Source organism: Salinimicrobium sediminis (assembly GCF_900215295.1).
Classification (GTDB): domain Bacteria; phylum Bacteroidota; class Bacteroidia; order Flavobacteriales; family Flavobacteriaceae; genus Salinimicrobium; species Salinimicrobium sediminis.
Window position 1 is genome coordinate 1,363,699 of the sequence record NZ_OCMF01000001.1, and the last position, 19,475, is coordinate 1,383,173.

The following is a 19,475-nucleotide window of genomic DNA, read 5'->3' on the forward strand; positions in this document are numbered from 1 at the left end:
AATTGTACTTTTGTAACGTTTTACTAAAAAGAAACAGGTAGTTTCATGCTATGGACAAATATTCATTTTTAAATGCCGCACATACAGCCTATTTCGCTGATCTTTATGACCAATATCTTCAATTTCCCGACAGTGTAGAGCCAAGCTGGAGAGCTTTTTTCCAGGGATTTGATTTTGGTTTGGAAACTTCAGGAAACGGGCAGGTCGTTGTTGATCAACCTCAAAAGGTCTTAAATCATCCCCAAAATGGAGAGCCGGTCCAAATGTCGGAATCTGTTCTCAAGGAGTTCAGGGTGGTGAAATTGATCGATGGTTACCGTACCCGTGGGCACTTATTCACAAAGACAAATCCTGTGCGGGAGCGCAGAAAATATAGACCTACCCTTGATATTGAAAATTTCGATCTTCAGGAATCAGATCTTGATACCGTATTTAATGCGGGGGAGATCCTGGGATTGGGACCTTCGACTTTAAAACAGATCATTGAGCACCTGCGAAGGGTGTATTGTGATTCTATCGGGATCGAGTATATGTATATCCGAAAACCCGAAGAGGTGAAGTGGATACAGGAAAAGCTGAACATTAATGAGAATCAGCCGGCTTTTAATGAAGAGCAGAAAAAGCACATTTTAAAGAAGCTTAACGAAGCAGTATCTTTTGAAAATTTCTTACATACCAAATATGTAGGGCAAAAACGTTTTTCACTGGAAGGTGGGGAAAGTTTGATCCCGGCACTGGATGCTATTATCGAAAAAGCTGCCGATCTTGGCGTGAAGGATTTTGTCATGGGAATGGCTCACCGCGGGCGGTTGAGTACCCTTACCAATATCTTCGGAAAAAGCGCCAAAGATATTTTTACCGAATTTGACGGAAAAGATTACGAAGAAGACATTTTTGACGGGGATGTAAAATATCACCTGGGATGGACTTCCTGCCGCACTACCGACAGCGGAAAAGAGATCAATATCAATATCGCACCTAACCCTTCCCACCTGGAAACAGTGGGTGCGGTGGTAGAAGGTATAACCCGCGGAAAACAGGACCGCCATTATAATAATAAAACAAAGGCAGTATTGCCAATAATCGTGCATGGCGATGCAGCTATTGCGGGTCAGGGGATCGTTTATGAGATCGTGCAAATGGCTCAGCTGGAAGGTTACACTACCGGAGGAACCATTCATATCGTAGTGAACAACCAGGTTGGATTTACCACAAATTATCTTGATGGCCGTTCTTCTACCTATTGTACAGATGTTGCGAAAGTAACCCTGTCACCTGTTTTGCATGTGAATGCTGATGATGCCGAAGCGGTTGTACATGCAGTTCTGTTCGCACTTGATTTTAGAATGACCTTTGGAAAGGATGTGTTTATTGACCTTTTAGGTTACCGTAAGTATGGTCATAACGAAGGTGATGAGCCAAGATTTACACAGCCTAAACTTTATAAGGCTATTAGCACGCATGAAAATCCCCGGGACATCTACTCAAAGAAGTTGAAAGAGGAGGGAGTGATAGATGACAGCTATGTTCAAAAGCTGGAAGAAGAGTATAAGGCAAAACTGGAGGAGGACCTGGAATCTTCCCGAAAAGAAGAAAAAACAAGGGTAACTCCTTTTATGCAGGATGAGTGGCAGGGCTTTGATCATGTGGATGAATCCCGCATGATGGAAGACGTGGATACCACCATTGATATGCAGGTGCTCTCGGAAGTTGCCGAGGCAGTATCAAAACTTCCGGAAGACAAAAAATTCTTAAGAAAGATCAAAAAACTCGTAGAGCTACGCCATACCATGTTTTTTGAAAATAATAGCCTTGACTGGAGTATGGCCGAACTGCTTGCTTACGGAACACTTCTTAAAGAAGGATATTACGTAAGAATGAGTGGGCAGGACGTGGAAAGGGGAACTTTCTCTCACCGTCATGCAGTGGTTAAAGTGGAGGACAGTGAAGAGGAGATCATACTTCTAAATCAGATACAGGGAACCATATGTGATACCAAAGAAGGATCTTCCTGTGATTTTAAAGTATACAACTCTCTCTTATCTGAATATGGAGTGGTAGGATTTGATTATGGTTATGCAATGGCAAGTCCTAACTGTCTTACTATATGGGAAGCACAATTCGGGGACTTTAGCAACGGAGCCCAGATCATGATCGACCAGTATATTTCTGCAGCCGAAGATAAGTGGAAGCTTCAGAACGGTTTGGTGATGTTCCTGCCTCATGGATATGAAGGCCAGGGAGCAGAACATTCTTCAGGGAGAATGGAAAGATATCTTCAGCTTTGTGCAAAAGATAACATGTTTGTTGCCGATGTTACAACACCTGCAAATATGTTCCACCTGTTGAGAAGACAGATGAAAGTGAATTATCGTAAGCCTTTAATTATTTTTACTCCCAAGAGTTTGTTGAGGCATCCAAAGGTGGTTTCCACCAAAGAGGAATTTGCGAATGGAACTTTCCAGCCGCTGCTTGATGATACTACGGCTACAGTAGAAAAAGTAAAATCTGTGGTATTCTGTACCGGTAAGTTCTACTATGATCTACTGGAGCACCGGGAAGAAAAGGGGCGCGATGACTTGGCACTTGTAAGGATAGAACAACTTTTTCCTTTGCCACAAAGACAGATCAAAGAAGTACTGGCTAAATATAAAAATGCGGACGATATTGTTTGGGCGCAGGAAGAACCAAGAAATATGGGAGCTTACAGCCATCTGTTATTACATCTTGAGGAAGCTAAGAACTTTAGAGTTTCCAGCAGGAAATTCTATGGCTCACCTGCAGCAGGAAGTTCAGTGAGGTTCAAGAAGCGCCACGAAAAAGTTATAGAATCTGTTTTTGATAAAACTATTGAAGTAGCATATTAATACTAATAAATTTCCCACGGCTTATTGAGCCTGGACTATTAAATAAAAAAGAAGAAATCATGGCTTTAGAAATGAAAGTCCCTTCTCCGGGAGAATCGATTACCGAAGTAGAAATCGCCCAATGGCTGGTTTCTGACGGAGATTATGTAGAAAAAGATCAGGCAATTGCCGAAGTAGATAGTGATAAAGCTACGCTGGAGCTTCCGGCAGAAGCAAGTGGGATCATTACGCTTAAAGCTGAAGAAGGAGATGCTGTAGCTGTTGGGCAAGTGGTATGTTTGATCGATACAGACGCACCAAAACCCGGAGGTGGAGCAAAAGATTCTAAAGAAGTAGCAAAAGAGGAAAAAGAAGCCACTTCGGCTAAAGAAGAGGAGCTTGAATCTTCAGAAAAAAATAAGGAGAAAGCTGAAGCTAAGACCGAAGCTCCTTCTAAATCCACTACACCATCTCAAAAACAGGATACCTATGCAACGGGAACTCCTTCTCCTGCAGCTAAGAAGATCCTTGATGAGAAAGGAATGGAAGCAAATTCTGTTAAAGGTAGTGGCCGTGATGGCAGAATCACAAAAGAGGATGCTGTCAATGCCAGGCCTTCCATGGGTACACCCGGAAAAGGGAAAAGAGGAGAAGAGCGCAAGAAAATGTCTATGCTTCGCAGAAAAGTAGCAGAACGTCTTGTGAGTGTAAAAAATGACACTGCCATGCTTACTACTTTTAATGAAGTGGATATGTCTGCCATTTTTTCTCTAAGAAAACAATATAAGGATGAGTTTAAGGACAGGCACGGTGTGAGCCTTGGATTTATGTCTTTCTTTACCCTTGCTGTGGTCAGGGCTCTGGATCTGTATCCCGGAGTTAACTCTATGATCGATGGAGATTACCAGGTAAAATATGATTATATGGATATTAGTATAGCCGTTTCGGGTCCTAAAGGATTAATGGTGCCGGTATTGAGAAATGTTGAAAATATGAGCTTTCGCGGGGTAGAGGCAGAGATCAAGCGCCTTGCTTTAAAGGTTCGTGACGGAGAGATCACTGTGGATGAAATGACCGGGGGTACTTTTACAATTACCAACGGCGGAGTGTTTGGATCCATGCTTTCCACTCCAATCATTAACCCTCCTCAAAGTGGTATTTTAGGAATGCATAATATTGTTGACAGGCCTGTAGCTATTGATGGACATGTCGAAATTCGTCCAATAATGTACGTGGCACTGTCTTATGACCACAGGATCATAGATGGAAAAGAATCTGTAGGTTTCCTTGTAGCAGTAAAAGAAGCTCTCGAGAATCCTGAAGAGTTGTTAATGGATAACGATGTGAAGCGGGCCCTGGAACTTTAGAATTTTTAGACCCACAAAAAAGAGAGGCAATGATTTCGGGATCATTGCCTCTCTTTTTTGTTGCTAGTTAACAAGGAACGAATAAACGTTCAATACCAGAACAAAAATTATTACTAGTGCCAATAAAGCCGGAAACACCGGCAGGTGTTTGTGGTTATAATGATTCATAGCGGTAGAATTTTGGTTAAGGTTAAGATCCAAATTCTACTGCGATTATGAAATAGGGGAAAACCCGTATTTTCTTATTTCAAATACAGGTTCATGTTTTTATAATCGATTATCGCCTTGCCTTTTTTAAGGAGGTCGGCTCCAATAATTCCCTGCACTTTTTCGGCCTTATGCTTTACAAGAGCATCATTTACATGCCTCAGGTCAAAAAGCACCAGGTCCACCTTCTTTTTTTTCCAGCCTTCGATCTCAATAATATTCTTCTGCGCGATCTGGGTCATCATATTTGTAGCCCCGGCGCCGGCTGCTTTGATGTCGCTGTCTTCTGCAAGTAATTCGAAATGAGAAACTGCTTCCATGCCTACACAGGTGCTTGAAGCTCCTGTATCAAGAATAAAATTCCCTTCAATTTTGTTGATCTTTGCCTTTAATTCCAGGTGTTGGGTTGCGGTATAGGTGAGGGGGATTCTTTTATATCCTTTTTCTTTCAGAAACTTTTTTAAAGACGCCATTCTTTTCTTTTTTGCCAAAGATAGGTGTATAAAATAAATTATTTTTGCATTTATGATAATTACAGATACTCACACTCACTTATATAGCGAAGCCTTTGACGAAGACAGGAATGAAATGATAGCAAGAGCTATCGATGCCGGAATCACCAGGTTTTTCATTCCTGCAATAGATTCAGAACATATCCCTTCAATGTATGCTCTGGAAAAGCAATTCCCACAGCATATCTTTTTGATGGCGGGGCTTCATCCAACCCATGTAAAGGAAAATTATAAAGAGGAACTGGCTGTGGTTGAAAAGCAGCTTGATGAAAGAAAATTTTATGCAGTAGGCGAAACCGGCGTAGATCTCTACTGGGATAAATCGACACTAAAGATACAGCAGGATGCTTTTCAATACCAGATACAGCTGGCAAAAAAGTATAAATTACCGATAGTTATTCATTGCCGGGATGCTTTTGATGAGGTTTTTGAAGTGCTGGAGCGGGAAAAGGGAGAGGATCTCTTCGGAATTTTCCATTGCTTCACCGGCACCTATGAACAAGCGCTAAAGGCATTATCCTACAACATGAAACTTGGCATAGGAGGAGTAGTGACCTTTAAAAATGGTAAAATTGATCAATTTCTAAACCAGATTCCGCTAGATGAAATCGTGCTGGAAACAGATGCGCCTTATCTCGCTCCTGCACCTTACCGCGGAAAACGCAATGAAAGTTTGTATCTTGTAGAAGTGCTGAAGAAGATGGCAGAAATCTTTCATACCACCCCGGAAGAAATTGCAGAGATCACCACCAGGAATTCAAAAGATATTTTTGGGATATGATCCATGGAATTACTTATTATTTTGTTTTTTTGCTAACCCTAATGCTGAAATGGTGACAAATTACGATGATATTCGGTTTTATAATGATGTAGAAGTACAGGATGCTCTTAAGGAGTATGTGAAGCATCCTATGATTAAAGGCCTTTTGCATTACACATTTCCGAATGTTGCCTTTCAAAAAATAGAGGAAAAGGTACTGGCCTGTAGATCCATAAGGGATTTCCAGACCCAGATCATCTATCACACCGTACAGAAAGTACTGAGTAAAAGTTCAGAAGGTCTTTTCTACTCCGGTTTTGAAAGGCTTCAAAAAGAGGAATCTTACCTCTATATTTCCAATCACAGGGATATAGTTCTTGATACTTCCCTCCTTAATGTAGTGCTGTATGAGTCTGACCTGAAAATGACAGCTTCAGCCATTGGGGATAACCTGGTAAAAAAGCCATTTTTGCTCGCCCTTTCAAAACTCAACAGAAACTTTCTGGTAAAGAGAGGCCTGGGACCACGGGAAATGCTGCAGAGTTCCCAAAAACTTTCAGAATATATCAAACAGCTGTTAGTTGAGGAAAAACGTTCGGTATGGATGGCTCAACGCGAAGGCCGCACCAAAGATGGGAACGACCGAACCCAGCAAGGGGTTCTAAAAATGTTGGCGATGGCCAAAGGAAATGATAGCCTGGCCGAATATTTTGGAAAACTAAAAATTGTTCCGGTGGCCATTTCCTACGAATTTGATCCTACAGATGTTCTAAAATTACCGGAGATCCTTGCCAAAAGGATGGAGACGATCTATATAAAATCGGCCAATGAGGATTTTAAATCTATTCTCAAAGGAGCTTTGGGTAATAAAGGAAGGATACATATTGCGGCAGGGGAACCGGTGAGTGTGGAGGCGCTAAGAGAGATCGAGGCAAAATCCGGATCGGTGAACGAACAGCTCCAGAATTTAACTGCCAGTATTGATCACAGAATCCACAGCAACTACACTTTATGGCCTGCAAATTATATTGCTTTTGACCTGCTTAACAGCAGCAGTATGTTTGAAGAACATTATACAATCAAAGAAAAAAGGCAATTCGAAAGACGCCTCACAAGGAGAGTAGACTTTAAAAACGCCCTGGAGGTAAACAGCTATTTGCTTATGTATGCTAATCCTGTAATCAACCAGAAGAACCTGCATGAACAACAGCGCTAAAATTCTCTTACTCTATACCGGGGGAACCATTGGTATGGTTAAAGATTTTGAAACCGGAGCGTTAAAGGCCTTTAATTTTGATGAATTACTACAGAATATTCCCGAGCTAAAGCTGCTGGAACATCGCATTGATACGGTAAGTTTTGAAAGGCCTATCGACTCTTCAAATATGAAACCTGCATTTTGGCTTCAGATTGCAGAAATAATTGAAAATAAATACGAAGATTATGATGGCTTTGTAGTATTGCACGGCAGTGATACCATGTCCTACAGTGCTTCAGCTTTGAGCTTCATGTTCGAAAACCTCTCCAAACCAATTATTTTTACAGGTTCGCAGCTCCCGATTGGTGATTTGAGAACAGATGCCAAGGAGAACCTGATTACCAGTATACAAATAGCCGGGTTGCAGAAACATGGCAAACCTTTAATTACCGAAGTAGGTCTCTATTTTGAATACAAATTATACCGGGGGAACAGAACTTCTAAGATCAACGCAGAACATTTCCAGGCTTTTGCTTCTCCAAATTATCCGCCGCTGGTGAATTCCGGGGTGCATTTGGCGGTAAATGATTCCGCTTTGTGGCGGGCGACGAACAGAAGAAAGATGAAGTTGCACCGCGGTCTTAATGATGAGATCGCGCTTATCAAAATTTTTCCCGGCATCAACAGGAGTCTTTTGGAGCATATTCTTAGCAAGGAAGGATTGCAGGGAGTAATCCTTGAAACCTATGGAAGTGGTAATGCACCTACAGAAGACTGGTTTGTAAACCTGTTGAAAAATACTATTTCCAGGGGAGTAGTCATAGTTAACGTTACCCAGTGTATAGGAGGAAGTGTTGCGATGGGTCAGTATGAAACCAGCACTCAGCTTAAGAAAATCGGGGTTGTTTCGGGCAAAGACATTACAACAGAGGCAGCTGTGGCTAAAATGATGTACCTGCTTGCAAAGGATCTTTCTCCAAAAGTTTTTAAAACAATTTTCGAAACTTCTTTAAGAGGGGAAATGTCGTAAAAAATAAGGCAGTTTCTTGACCGACTCAGGAATTTTTTCGTTATTTGGCGAACTGTTTCAAAAGCAGCAGTAGTTTAACATTTTAGAGAGGTGGCCGAGTGGTCGAAGGCGCACGCCTGGAAAGTGTGTATACCCCACAAGGGTATCGAGGGTTCGAATCCCTTCCTCTCTGCGATTTTATTAATAAATATTTATATCTTTAACCCGTTAACTAATTAAATTAAGACAAAAAGTAATGAAAAGATTATTTTCAATTTTGGTAATCGCTACAATTATGGTGTTCGGAGCCGTAGATGTTAATGCGACAAATAACGTAAATGCTTTGCCGGCTGCCATGGTGAACTTCGTTCAGGATGAAGATCAGGCCGTTGCTGAAGAAGCAGAAACCGAAGATGCTGGTTTTCACCAGGAGCTAAAAAGGCGATTTATTGAAGGTGGTCCCGGATTCATGGGGATTGTACTTCTTTGTTTGATCCTTGGTTTAGCGATTGCAATTGAAAGAATTATATATCTTAACATGGCTACTACCAACACTAAGAAGTTGGCGCAGGATGTTGAGGACGCTCTTAATACAGGCGGGATTGAAGCTGCAAAAGAAGTTTGTCGTAACACAAAAGGACCTGTTGCCTCTATTTATTACCAGGGACTTGACCGTGCAGATGAAGGAACTGAAGCTGCTGAAAAAGCGGTTGTGGCTTACGGTGGAGTTCAAATGGGACTTTTAGAGAAAAACGTATCCTGGGTTTCTTTATTCATTGCTTTGGCACCGATGCTTGGGTTCATGGGTACAGTAATTGGTATGATCGAGGCCTTCGATAGAATTGAAGCTGCCGGAGATATGCAGCCATCTCTTGTTGCAGGGGGTATTAAAATCGCACTTCTTACAACAGTATTTGGTTTGATCGTAGCTATTATTCTTCAAATCTTTTACAACTATATCATTGCGAAGATCGATCGTATTGTAAATGATATGGAAGATGCTTCTATCACTTTGATGGATATTCTTGTAGCTTACAAGAACAAAAGAAGAGTATAACAATACCAATAAACTATTATGACCTTACATAAAATTTTAAAATATATAGCGCTAGTCATTGGTGTTGTAGGCCTTATCCTCTGGGCAAGGGTTCTTATGGCCGGTGATGATGCTATAGAAAATTCTGCCGATGTACAGGCAAGTGTGGTAACACCTTTCCTTTATGTGGCATACCTTGTGTTTGCTATTATCGTACTCCTGGTACTGTTCTTTGTTATTAAAGGATTGTTTTCAGGAGATATTAAGCGAACTCTGATTGCCGTAGGAGCATTTATTGTAGTTGTTGGAATTGCATATGTGCTTACAGACGGTACCGAGAAACAACTTAGTGACGGGACCATGCTTTCTGCAAGTGGTGATCATTGGGTAGGAGCAGGTTTAGTAACCTTCTACATCCTTGCATGTATCGCAATCTTGTTGATGGTGGTTTCGGGAATAAGAAAACTTATAAAATAACTTTATTATGGCCAGACGATCCACACCCGAAGTTAATGCCGGTTCCTTGGCCGACATCGCTTTCCTGCTTTTGATCTTCTTCCTGGTAACTACTACTATTGAAACCGATAGTGGTATTAGCAGAAAGTTGCCTCCAATGCAAGATGAGGAAGTGGTGCCTCCTGTTATTAAGGAAAAGAATATTTTCCAGGTAATTGTTAACCGCAATAATGATCTGCTTGTTGAAGATGAACTCATGGAATTGAGTGAACTGAGAGAAGCTGCCAAAGCCTTTTTAGATAATGGCGGTGGAGTAGGTCCTGAGGCCTGCGATTATTGTGAAGGAGCAGGTGACCCTACATCTTCAGATAACCCGGTTAAAGCGGTTATTATGTTGGTGAATGACAGACAAACTGAATATGGTACCTATATCGCTGTTCAAAATGAGCTTGTTGGAGCATACAATGAACTTCGCGACCGTACTGCTCAAAGAATGTTTGGAAAATCTTTCCAACAAATGGAAGCAGATTTCAATGATGTGAGGTACACGGGGAACAAGGATAGACTTAAAGAGCAAATAGAGCAGGTGAGGGACATGTGGCCTCAAAAACTCTCTGAAGCAGATCCAAAAAATTAATCGCGAAAATTTAAAAGATTATGGCAAAATTCAATAAGAAAAAGAGTAGTGAACTGCCCGCGATCAATACTTCGGCATTACCTGATATTGTATTTATGTTGCTTTTCTTCTTCATGGTTGCTACTGTAATGCGTGAGAATACTTTAAAGATTCAAAACGTACTTCCTTATGCAGACCAGGTAGAAAAGCTGGATAAAAAAGATCTTGTAATGTATATCTACGCAGGTAAACCCAGCGAAAGATATCGCCAGAGCTTTGGTACCGAGGCGCGTATTCAGCTGAATGACAATTTTGCTGATGTTTCCGAAATCCAACAGTTCATTTATTCTGAAAGAGAGTCTAAAAGAGAGGAGCTTGTTCCTTTTCTTACCACTGCACTTAAAGTAGACCACGAAACCAATATGGGGCTTGTATCCGATATCAAGATGGAATTGAGAAAAGCGGAAGCGCTTAAGATCAATTATACCACCCGTACCGGTGAAGCGAGTCAAAACTTCGACTAAATCGATTCATTATTTTTGAAGGATCCCCTTTCAGCTAAGTTGAAAGGGGATTTTTTTTGAGGTGTATTTGCTATACACTTATCTTTGTTTAAACGCTGCATATGAACCTGCTCCAAAAATGGCTTTTTTGCCTGTTCCTTATTTATCCAATCTGTGTCTGGGCGCAGGAGGATAATGATATTCCCCCTGTATTAGACAGCTTGTATAGAGAAGACCAGGTTTACTTTGGTATTACTTATAATATTATAACCGGGCAACCTTCGGGAATTGAAAGCTCGCAATTTTCAGGTGGTTTTCATGCAGGGTTTATTCGTGATATGCCCATCAATGAACAGCGTAATATTGCAATAGGAGTTGGCCTGGGTTGGTCTGTTGACACCTATGGGCACAATGTTTTTATAGGAAAGGAACTAGATTCAGACAACAGCCTTTTTCAAATCATGGACAGGGGGCGAATTGACTTTGATACTAACAGGTTTACCACCCAGTCTGTCGATATTCCTATTCAATTTAGGTGGAGAACCTCTACGGTAGAAAGCTATAAATTCTGGAGGATCTATGCGGGGTTAAGACCGGCATACGCCTACTACTTTCAAACCAGATTTGACCAGGCAGGACAAACCTATAAGGAATCAGACATTCCCGAATTCCAGAGGTTTAGACTGGGCGCAACTTTTACCTTTGGATACAATACCTTTAATTTCAACTTCTATTATAGCCTTAATTCCTTTTTAGACGGTGCTACCGTTGAGAATGAAACGCTCGATCTGCGCACTTTCCAGGTGGGTCTTATGTTCTACTTGTTATAGCCAGTAAAAGGCAAGTGCAACCTGCGGAATAAAACCTACCAATAAGCCTATTGCCAGTTCGTTTAGATTATGTGCTTCATAGTATAGACGGGAAGACGCCGTTAGTCCTGTTATAGCCACTAAAAAACTTATGGTATAGATAAGATTGAGATTAAAATGAATACTGAGGAAGATCAGGAAAAGCATAAGTCCGCCTAATCCTGTCATGTGGAGGCTGGCCTTCAGCTTCAGAAATAAAAGAAGGAGGTTCAGAAGCACAGAGATCATGATCCCGAAGAAAAAATAATAGAGTTCGGGATAATCAAAAACATTCAGCACATATTTAAGCACTACAAAGTCAAGGCCCGCGTAAAATAGCAACGGCCACTTCCTTTCCCGGATCTCCCTCATATAATGATCAGTAACTTTTCCAAGCGTTTTCAGCATGAAAAAATAGACTACAGGAATGAAGATGGTCATGATGGAAATCGCCAGGATCTTTGCTTTTACCACTTCTTCAGGAAAAAAGCGGGGAGACACAAGGAAATAGATCAAAGTGCCTGCAAACGGCATCCAAAGAGGGTGAAAAAGGTAAGAAGCACTCTTAAGGAGAACCTTCATTAGATCTGTTTTCGAAGCCGGGCTACCGGTATGTCAAGTTGTTCCCGGTATTTGGCCACAGTACGGCGGGCAATAGGATAACCTTTTTCCTTAAGGATCTTCGCCAGCCGGTCATCTGTAAGTGGTTTGCGCTTGTTCTCATCTTCAATGGTCATCTCCAGGATCTTTTTGATCTCCTTGGTTGAGACATCTTCTCCCTGATCATTTTTCATGGATTCTGAAAAGAAATCCTTGATAAGCTTTGTGCCGTACGGTGTATCAACATATTTGCTGTTGGCAACCCTTGATACTGTAGAAACGTCCATTCCTATTTCGTCGGCAATGTCTTTTAGGATCATAGGCCGCAGGTTCCGTTCATCACCGGTGAGGAAGTATTCTGTCTGGTAATTCATGATCGCACTCATCGTTACAAAAAGTGTGGTTTGCCGTTGCTTGATGGCCTCTATGAACCATTTAGCGGCATCCAGTTTTTGTTTGATGAACATCACTGCATCTTTTTGCGCTTTAGATTTCTCTTTGGATTCCTTATAGCCCTTGAGCATTTCACTGTAATCTTTCGATACATGCATCTCCGGAGCATTACGGCCGTTGAGGCTTAGTTCCAATTCTCCATCTACGATCTTTATCGTAAAATCGGGGATTACATGTTCTACGGCGCGGGTATTTCCCGCATAGGCGCCACCGGGTTTAGGATTTAAATGTTCAATGACCTCAATGGCGTCACGAAGTTCATCTTCGGTAATATCATGCTTGGAAAGCAATTTTTGGTAATGCTTTTTGCTGAACTGGTCGAAGGAGCTTTCGATAATATCTTTGGCAAGGCTCACCTGCCTTGTTTGTTCCTTACGGCCCAATTGTATCAGTAAACACTCCTGAAGGTTTCTTGCTCCCACTCCCGCAGGATCCAGTTCATGAACATGCTTCAGGACCTTTTCTACTGTAGGTTCGTCTGTGTACACATTTTGGGTAAAGGCCAGATCATCTACAATATCCTGAATGGATCTGCGTATATATCCACTTTCATCCACACTACCTACCAGGAATTCTGCGATCTCCTTTTCAGATTCGTTAAGGCGTAGGGTGCTGAGCTGGGTTTTTAAATATTGGGTAAAAGAGGTGCCAGAGGCATAGGGTACCTGCCTGTCTTCATCATCTGCACTGTAGTTGTTTGCCTGGAGGCGATAATTGGGGATCTCATCGTCACTCAGATATTCATCTACATCAATATCTGCTTCGATAGTTTCATTTCCCGGATCATCATCCTGGTATTCGTCCTGGTTATAATCCTCTTCGTATTCGTCTTTTTCTTCTTTCCCGCCTTCCAGGGCAGGATTCTCCTCCATCTCTTGTTTAAGCCGCTGCTCAAAAGCCTGCGTAGGCAGCTGGATAAGCTTCATCAACTGAATTTGCTGAGGGGAGAGCTTTTGAGAAAGTTTAAAATTTAATTGCTGTTTTAGCATAGGGTTTTTGGGCTTTTTATAAAAATAAAAAAAACAATCTACAAACGTAAACGAAGGCAGATTGTTTTATGACTACTTTAGGACGAGAGGCGTTTAGAACTCTGCGTTAAGAGGAGTTCTTGGAAAAGGAATAACATCTCTAATGTTGCCCATCCCGGTGGCGAACTGCACCAGTCTCTCAAAACCTAATCCAAAGCCGCTGTGTACACAAGTACCAAATCTGCGGGTATCCAGGTACCACCAAAGCTCTTTTTCATCTATCCCCAGCGCCTGCATTTTCTTTGTAAGCACATCAAGGCGTTCTTCTCTCTGTGAACCTCCAACGATCTCTCCAATCCCAGGGAAGAGAATATCCATGGCGCGTACCGTTTTTCCGTCTTCATTTAAACGCATATAAAATGCTTTTATGTTGGCAGGATAATCAAAAAGGATCACTGGGCATTTAAAATGCTTCTCCACCAGGTAACGTTCATGTTCACTCTGAAGGTCTGCACCCCATTCTTCGATGATATAATTAAATTTCTTTTTCTTGTTGGGTTTCGAATCTTTAAGAATGTCAATAGCTTCTGTATAGCTCACTCTTTTGAAGTTGTTGTCGATCACGAACCTTAGCTTATCTGTAAGTCCCATTGGGCTTCTTTCTGCTTCAGGTTTTGCCTTGTCTTCATTTGCCAAACGTTCTTCAAGGAAAGCAAGGTCATCCTTGCAGTGCTCTAAAATGTACTTAAGAACGTACTTTATAAAATCTTCGGCGATATCCATATTTCCCGCAAGATCGCAGAAAGCCATTTCGGGTTCTACCATCCAGAATTCGGCAAGGTGGCGGGAGGTATTTGAATTTTCGGCTCTAAAAGTTGGCCCAAAAGTATAGATCTGTCCCAGACCAAGAGCGTAAGTTTCCCCTTCGAGCTGACCGGAGACGGTAAGATTGGTTTCCTTTCCGAAGAAATCTTCTTTAAAATCAACTTTTCCATCCTCTGTTCGCGGAATATTATCCAGATCAAAAGAAGTCACTCTAAACATTTCTCCTGCACCTTCGGCGTCGCTTCCGGTGATGATAGGGGTGTTTACATAGTGGAAGTTATTCTGCTGGAAGTAGCTGTGTACCGCAAATGCAAGTTTGGAGCGCAATCTCATGACCGCCCCAAAGGTATTGGTGCGTACCCTCAAATGGGCCTGTTCCCTGAGTTTCTCCAGCGTATGCCTTTTTGGAGAGAGAATAGTGTATTTCACTTCCTCGGGATCTGCATCTCCAAGGATCTCCACATTTGTCACCTGAATTTCAACTTTTTGACCACTCCCAAGACTTTCGGTAAGTGTGCCGGTAACCTTAATGGCAGCACCTACAGTGATACGCTTAAGCAGCGCCTCATTCATCTTTTCGTAATCAACCACACATTGCATGTTGTTGATGGTCGAACCGTCATTAAGGGCAATAAACCTGTTGCTCCTAAAGGACCTTACCCAACCTTTAACTTCGACTTCCTGTAAATATTTGGTACTTTCTAAAAGTTCAGCGACTTTTCCTGTGATCATCTCTTCAAAATTTGAATGGCAAAGATAAATTTTTGGCACATGCCTTACAAGTAAATAGCTATGGGCTTACTGCGGAAAAATAGCTTCCAAAAATCACATTTTTGAATAGGCTTCTTCCTCATTTTCTTCGGAATCATCTTCTGCCGGAATGATATCTATTGCAGGCTCCCGCAGCACATCCTTGTTGGCGATCTCTTTTTGCAGGGACAGCAGCAAGGCCGGAAGCAATAGTAGATTCGACAGCATTGCGAATAAAAGTGTAGCCGAAACCAATCCGCCAAGTGCAACCGTTCCTCCAAAACTACTGATCATGAAGACCGAAAAGCCGAAGAAAAGCACAATAGAGGTATAGAACATGCTCACCCCGGTTTCTCTTAGCGCTGCATATACCGATCTTTTGATCTTCCAGTTGTTCGCTTTTAGCTCCTGCCTGTATTTGGCAAGAAAATGAATAGTGTCATCTACAGAGATCCCAAAGGCAATACTAAAGACCAGAATTGTAGAAGGTTTTATAGGCACTCCCAAAAAGCCCATCATTCCTGCGGTGACCAGCAAAGGCAAAATATTGGGAATCAATGAGACCAGGATCATCTTAAATGATCTGAACATCCAGGCCATCAACAGGGCAATGAGGAAGATCGCCAGTCCCAGGGAGATGATAAGATTTCTCACCAGGTAGGTCGTACCCTTCTGGAAAATGAGGGCTTTGCCTGTCATTTCTATAGAGTATCTGTCTTCCGGAAAGATCTCGTTAATCTTTGGCCACAGGTCTTCCTCGATCTCTTCCATTTCCCTGGTGCCAATGTCTTTCATAAAAGTAGTCATCCTTGCATATTGTCCGGTACTGTCAACAAAAGATGTTAAAAGATTATTCCCGGATGTTTCCAATCCCTGGGCATAGGGTAAAATGAAATTCCGCTCCTGGGAGGTGGGGAGCTGGTAATATTTGGGGTTTCCGTTGTAGTAGGCCTGCTTGGAATATTTTACCAGGTTCACAATAGAAATGGGAGGGGAGAGCTGCTCTTCTTCTGCAATAAGGTTTTGTAACTCTTCCATTTTTTTTAGTGTAGGAAGCTTCATCACTCCCTGTTCCCTTTTTGTATCGATTAGGATCTCCAGGGGCATCACTCCGTCAAATTCTTCCTCAAAGAATTCAATGTCTTTGAAGAAGTCGGCATTTTGCGGCATATCTTCAAGTAAACTTCCCGAGATCTTGATCTGGTATATTCCTATAATGCTCGCTGCCAGGAGAATCACAGAAATTATAAAAATACTGATGCGGTGGTGTTTCACCATTTTTTCCATCCAATTCACAAAGCCGTTGATCCATCTCTTATTCAAATGCTTCAGGTGTTTTTCCCGCGGCACATTCATATAGCTGTAGATGATGGGAATGATGAGCAAACTCAAAATAAAGATGAGGATGATATTGATGGAGGCAACGATCCCGAATTCCGTAAGCAAGGTGCTTTCGGTAAGTATAAAAGTGGCAAATCCTGAAGCCGTGGTAAGATTGGTAAGCAGGGTTGCATTCCCGACTTTGGTGATCACCCGCTGCAGTGATTTCGCCTGGTTCCCGTGCTTTTTGATCTCCTGCTGATATTTATTGATGAGGAATATGCAGTTGGGGATCCCTATGACAATGATCAACGGCGGAATGATCGCAGTGAGCACCGTGATCTCGTAATGTAGTAATCCCAGCACCCCAAAAGCCCACATAACACCTACAATCACGGTGATCATTGAGATCACTGTCGCACGAAAACTTCTGAAAAAGAAGAAAAAGATTAGCGAGGTTACAAGAAGGGCGGCACCAATAAAAAGTCCTATCTCATCGATAATAGTCTGAGCATTAAGAGTACGGATGTAGGGCATGCCGGAAACATACACGTTCATCCCCGTCTCCTCTTCAAAATTTTCTACAAGCGGAATAAGGTCTTCTACGACAAAACTCTTTCTTTTGCCGGTGTTGACGATCTTTTTGTCAAGATAGACTGCAGTTTGTACCGTATTGGAATGCCGGCTGTAGACCAAACCTTCGTAAAATGGCAAATTATTGAAGAGTTCGTCCCGGTAAGCCCCCACCTGTAAACTATCCGGATCCTTTACCTGGATAAAAGGCACCATCTCAAAACGGCCCGGGTCTTCAAATTTCTGAAGCTTCATCAGGTCGCCAACCGCCACGGTAAATTCAACTTCGGGAGAAGAACGCAGCTCACGGGACAGATTATTCCAGGCGGTAAAATTTTCGGGAGTAAAAAGTTTGGGATCATTTACTGCCAGGACGATGACATTTCCTTCTTCCCCAAATTTATCCAGAAATGCATGGTATTGTACGTTTATAGGGTCATCATCGGGTAGAAGATTAGCTTCGGTAAAGGAAAATTTCATGTTTTTCCACTGCAGACCGAGAAAGACGGTACAGGCGGCGATGAGGATAAGAATAAGGATCCTGTTACGCAAAATGATGCGTGCAACTGTGTTCCAGAATTCAAAGCCGAGAAATTTAGACATGGAAGAAAATTGTCTTGCAAAGGTAAGAAAGCATCTCTACTTAACCATTTAGCAGCTGGGGAATAAGACACAAAAAAAGCAGCTGTAAAGCTGCTTTTTGGAAGTATTTATATTTAAAGTCTAAACCGTCATAATCTCTTTCTCCTTTATGGCAAAGATCTTTTCGATTTTTTCAATGTAAGTATCGGTAAGCTTCTGAATATCGGCTTCAGCAGATTTCTGAAGATCTTCAGAAATATCAAGTTTTTTGATCTCCTGATTGGCATTTTTTCGGTCATTACGCACCCCGATCTTTGCATCTTCAGCTTCGGCTTTTGCCTGTTTTGCCAGTTCCCGACGACGTTCTTCAGTCAAAGGAGGAACGTTGATGATCACACTGTCCCCATTGTTCATGGGGTTAAAACCAAGATTTGCCTGCATAATACCTTTTTCAATGGCGGTGATCATGTTCTTTTCGAACGGCTGAATGGTTAATGTACGGGCATCAGGCGTGTTTACGTTCGCAACCTGGTTAAGCGGAGTCTGGCTACCGTAATAGTCTACTCTTACACTTCCCAGCATGGCAGGAGTGGCTTTTCCAGCCCTGATATTTAAAAGTTGTTTTTCAAGGTGCAAAATGGCAGAATCCATCGCTTCTTTTGCACTGTCAATAATAAAATCTAACTCGTCGTCCATTTTATAAGTTTAAATTTTAGAACCTGTTTATCTCTGCTTAATTTACTTTGGTACCCACTTTTTCTCCTGTTACCACTTTTTCCAGATTTCCCGGCCTGTTCATGTCAAAAACTATGATAGGCAGCTTGTTTTCCTGGCTAAGGGTGAAAGCTGTGGTGTCCATTACTTTAAGGCCTTTTAGAAGCACATCTTCAAAACTGATAAAGTCAAATTTTGTCGCTGCCTTGTCGATTTCAGGATCGGCTGTGTAAATTCCGTCCACACGGGTTCCTTTTAAAATGACATCGGCATGAATTTCAATAGCTCTTAGCACGGCTGCTGAATCTGTTGTAAAATAAGGATTCCCGGTGCCTCCTCCAAAGATCACTACGCGGCCTTTTTCAAGATGTCGCATTGCTTTCCTTCTTATAAAAGGTTCTGCTACCTCATTGATTTTAATGGCCGACTGAAGCCTAGTCTGAATTCCTGCATCTTCCAAAGCCGATTGTAAAGCGAGCCCGTTGATCACAGTTGCCAGCATTCCCATATGATCCCCGGTAACGCGATCCATTCCTCTACTGGCTCCTGCCACACCTCTAAAGATGTTACCGCCACCAATGACTATGGCTACTTCAACGCCTTTGTCGGTTACTGCTTTGATCTCCTGTGCATATTCGGCTAAACGTTCGGGATCGATCCCATATTGGCGGTTGCCCATTAAAGCTTCACCCGAAAGTTTAAGTAAAATTCTTTTGTAATGCATCTATGTGATTTGATGGGTTGTGCAAAACTAAGGAAATTATCTTTGTCATGTATAGCGGGAAAAATCAAAATAAAACTAAAACGGGGTTAAAGAAGAATAATATTGGCTTTGGGAATTCCGTTTATTGAATAAATTTACCTGTAAGAAAAAATGAAGATGAAAAATTACATTTTTAGAAGTGGATTGGTCTTGCTGCTTTGCATTATAAGTATCGCATGTTCGAAAGACATAGATGATGAACGTTCCATTTTAGGAACATGGATAGAATCATCCCCGGTACCGGAGAGAACTACCCTTCATTTTGGAGAGAACAACCGCCTCACCCGGATTGACGGTGACGGGAATTCTGAAGAATATATCTATCGCATTGAAGACAATACTTTGTTCCTGAGCCTTGCATCCGGTCAGGAAGGTTCTTCTGAACTCTTCTTCGAGCAGATCAACGAGAACCGGATCAAGGTAGAAAACCTTTATGTATCCATTCCTGAAGCAGAGCCTACTTTTATCATTTTCGACAGGTATTAAATAGGGGCAAGAGCCAAGAATATTGAGTCAAGACTATATAGAAACAAATAAACCCTTCCAGGGTTTGGAACCCTGAAAGGGTT

The 19,475-nt window shown here is 41.9% G+C and carries 18 protein-coding genes and 1 tRNA gene; 12 read left to right on the forward strand and 7 right to left on the reverse strand.

Going from position 1 to position 19,475, the window contains the following annotated elements; all coding sequences use genetic code 11:
* Positions 1-50: 50 nt before the first annotated feature.
* Positions 51-2,867, forward strand: coding sequence for a 2-oxoglutarate dehydrogenase E1 component (locus tag CRO16_RS06185; RefSeq protein ID WP_097055428.1), 2,817 nt, complete (start codon positions 51-53; stop codon positions 2,865-2,867).
* A 59-nt stretch (positions 2,868-2,926) separates the two neighbouring features.
* Positions 2,927-4,213, forward strand: coding sequence for a 2-oxoglutarate dehydrogenase complex dihydrolipoyllysine-residue succinyltransferase (gene odhB / locus CRO16_RS06190; RefSeq protein ID WP_097055429.1), 1,287 nt, complete (start codon positions 2,927-2,929; stop codon positions 4,211-4,213).
* A gap of 242 nt (positions 4,214-4,455) precedes the next feature.
* Here odhB and CRO16_RS06195 read toward each other — a convergent pair whose 3' ends face one another.
* Complete coding sequence (locus tag CRO16_RS06195; protein WP_097055807.1) at positions 4,456-4,893, reverse strand: retropepsin-like aspartic protease; 438 nt, start codon at positions 4,891-4,893, stop codon at positions 4,456-4,458.
* Positions 4,894-4,945: 52 nt separating this feature from the next.
* Between CRO16_RS06195 and CRO16_RS06200 the strand changes: the two genes are divergently transcribed.
* From CRO16_RS06200 to CRO16_RS06240, 9 genes are all read left to right on the forward strand, one after another.
* The gene (locus tag CRO16_RS06200) at positions 4,946-5,713 is read left to right on the forward strand and encodes a TatD family hydrolase (protein WP_097055430.1); all 768 of its coding nucleotides are present in this window, start codon (positions 4,946-4,948) and stop codon (positions 5,711-5,713) included.
* 52 nt (positions 5,714-5,765) lie between these two features.
* Positions 5,766-6,908 (forward strand): 1-acyl-sn-glycerol-3-phosphate acyltransferase, encoded by a 1,143-nt coding sequence (locus tag CRO16_RS06205; protein WP_097055808.1) that lies wholly within the window; start codon positions 5,766-5,768, stop codon positions 6,906-6,908.
* Positions 6,892-7,920, forward strand: coding sequence for an asparaginase (locus tag CRO16_RS06210; RefSeq protein ID WP_097055431.1), 1,029 nt, complete (start codon positions 6,892-6,894; stop codon positions 7,918-7,920). The genes CRO16_RS06205 and CRO16_RS06210 overlap by 17 nt, the downstream gene beginning before the upstream one ends.
* Positions 7,921-8,004: 84 nt before the next feature.
* Positions 8,005-8,092 (forward strand) — tRNA-Ser (locus tag CRO16_RS06215).
* A gap of 63 nt (positions 8,093-8,155) precedes the next feature.
* Entirely contained in the window at positions 8,156-8,956 is an 801-nt protein-coding gene (locus tag CRO16_RS06220; protein ID WP_097055432.1) for a MotA/TolQ/ExbB proton channel family protein, read from the forward strand.
* 18 nt (positions 8,957-8,974) lie between these two features.
* Positions 8,975-9,412: a hypothetical protein gene (locus tag CRO16_RS06225; RefSeq protein WP_097055433.1), complete on the forward strand. Its 438-nt coding sequence runs from the start codon at positions 8,975-8,977 to the stop codon at positions 9,410-9,412.
* 7 nt (positions 9,413-9,419) lie between these two features.
* A complete protein-coding gene (locus CRO16_RS06230; RefSeq protein WP_097055434.1) occupies positions 9,420-10,028 on the forward strand; it encodes an ExbD/TolR family protein in 609 nt (202 codons plus the stop codon).
* A 20-nt stretch (positions 10,029-10,048) separates the two neighbouring features.
* A complete protein-coding gene (locus CRO16_RS06235; protein ID WP_097055435.1) occupies positions 10,049-10,531 on the forward strand; it encodes an ExbD/TolR family protein in 483 nt (160 codons plus the stop codon).
* Positions 10,532-10,632: 101 nt separating this feature from the next.
* On the forward strand, positions 10,633-11,340 hold the full coding sequence (locus CRO16_RS06240) for a porin family protein (protein ID WP_097055436.1): 708 nt from the start codon (positions 10,633-10,635) through the stop codon (positions 11,338-11,340).
* Here CRO16_RS06240 and CRO16_RS06245 read toward each other — a convergent pair.
* From CRO16_RS06245 to pyrH, 6 genes are all read right to left on the reverse strand, one after another.
* A complete protein-coding gene (locus CRO16_RS06245; RefSeq protein ID WP_097055437.1) occupies positions 11,335-11,940 on the reverse strand; it encodes a hypothetical protein in 606 nt (201 codons plus the stop codon). The two genes, CRO16_RS06240 and CRO16_RS06245, sit on opposite strands and share 6 nt — an antisense overlap.
* Positions 11,940-13,400 (reverse strand): RNA polymerase factor sigma-54, encoded by a 1,461-nt coding sequence (gene rpoN / locus CRO16_RS06250; RefSeq protein WP_097055438.1) that lies wholly within the window; start codon positions 13,398-13,400, stop codon positions 11,940-11,942. The genes CRO16_RS06245 and rpoN overlap by 1 nt, the downstream gene beginning before the upstream one ends.
* A 93-nt stretch (positions 13,401-13,493) precedes the next feature.
* Positions 13,494-14,936 carry an asparagine--tRNA ligase gene (asnS, locus tag CRO16_RS06255; RefSeq protein ID WP_097055439.1) on the reverse strand — a complete coding sequence of 481 codons (1,443 nt, stop codon included), beginning with the start codon at positions 14,934-14,936 and terminating at the stop codon, positions 13,494-13,496.
* A gap of 93 nt (positions 14,937-15,029) precedes the next feature.
* Complete coding sequence (locus CRO16_RS06260; RefSeq protein WP_097055440.1) at positions 15,030-17,450, reverse strand: efflux RND transporter permease subunit; 2,421 nt, start codon at positions 17,448-17,450, stop codon at positions 15,030-15,032.
* A gap of 120 nt (positions 17,451-17,570) precedes the next feature.
* Complete coding sequence (gene frr / locus CRO16_RS06265; RefSeq protein ID WP_097055441.1) at positions 17,571-18,125, reverse strand: ribosome recycling factor; 555 nt, start codon at positions 18,123-18,125, stop codon at positions 17,571-17,573.
* 37 nt (positions 18,126-18,162) lie between these two features.
* A complete protein-coding gene (gene pyrH / locus CRO16_RS06270; RefSeq protein ID WP_097055442.1) occupies positions 18,163-18,867 on the reverse strand; it encodes a UMP kinase in 705 nt (234 codons plus the stop codon).
* A 156-nt stretch (positions 18,868-19,023) separates the two neighbouring features.
* Between pyrH and CRO16_RS06275 the strand changes: the two genes are divergently transcribed.
* Positions 19,024-19,392, forward strand: coding sequence for a hypothetical protein (locus CRO16_RS06275; RefSeq protein ID WP_143544442.1), 369 nt, complete (start codon positions 19,024-19,026; stop codon positions 19,390-19,392).
* Positions 19,393-19,475 lie beyond the last annotated feature (83 nt).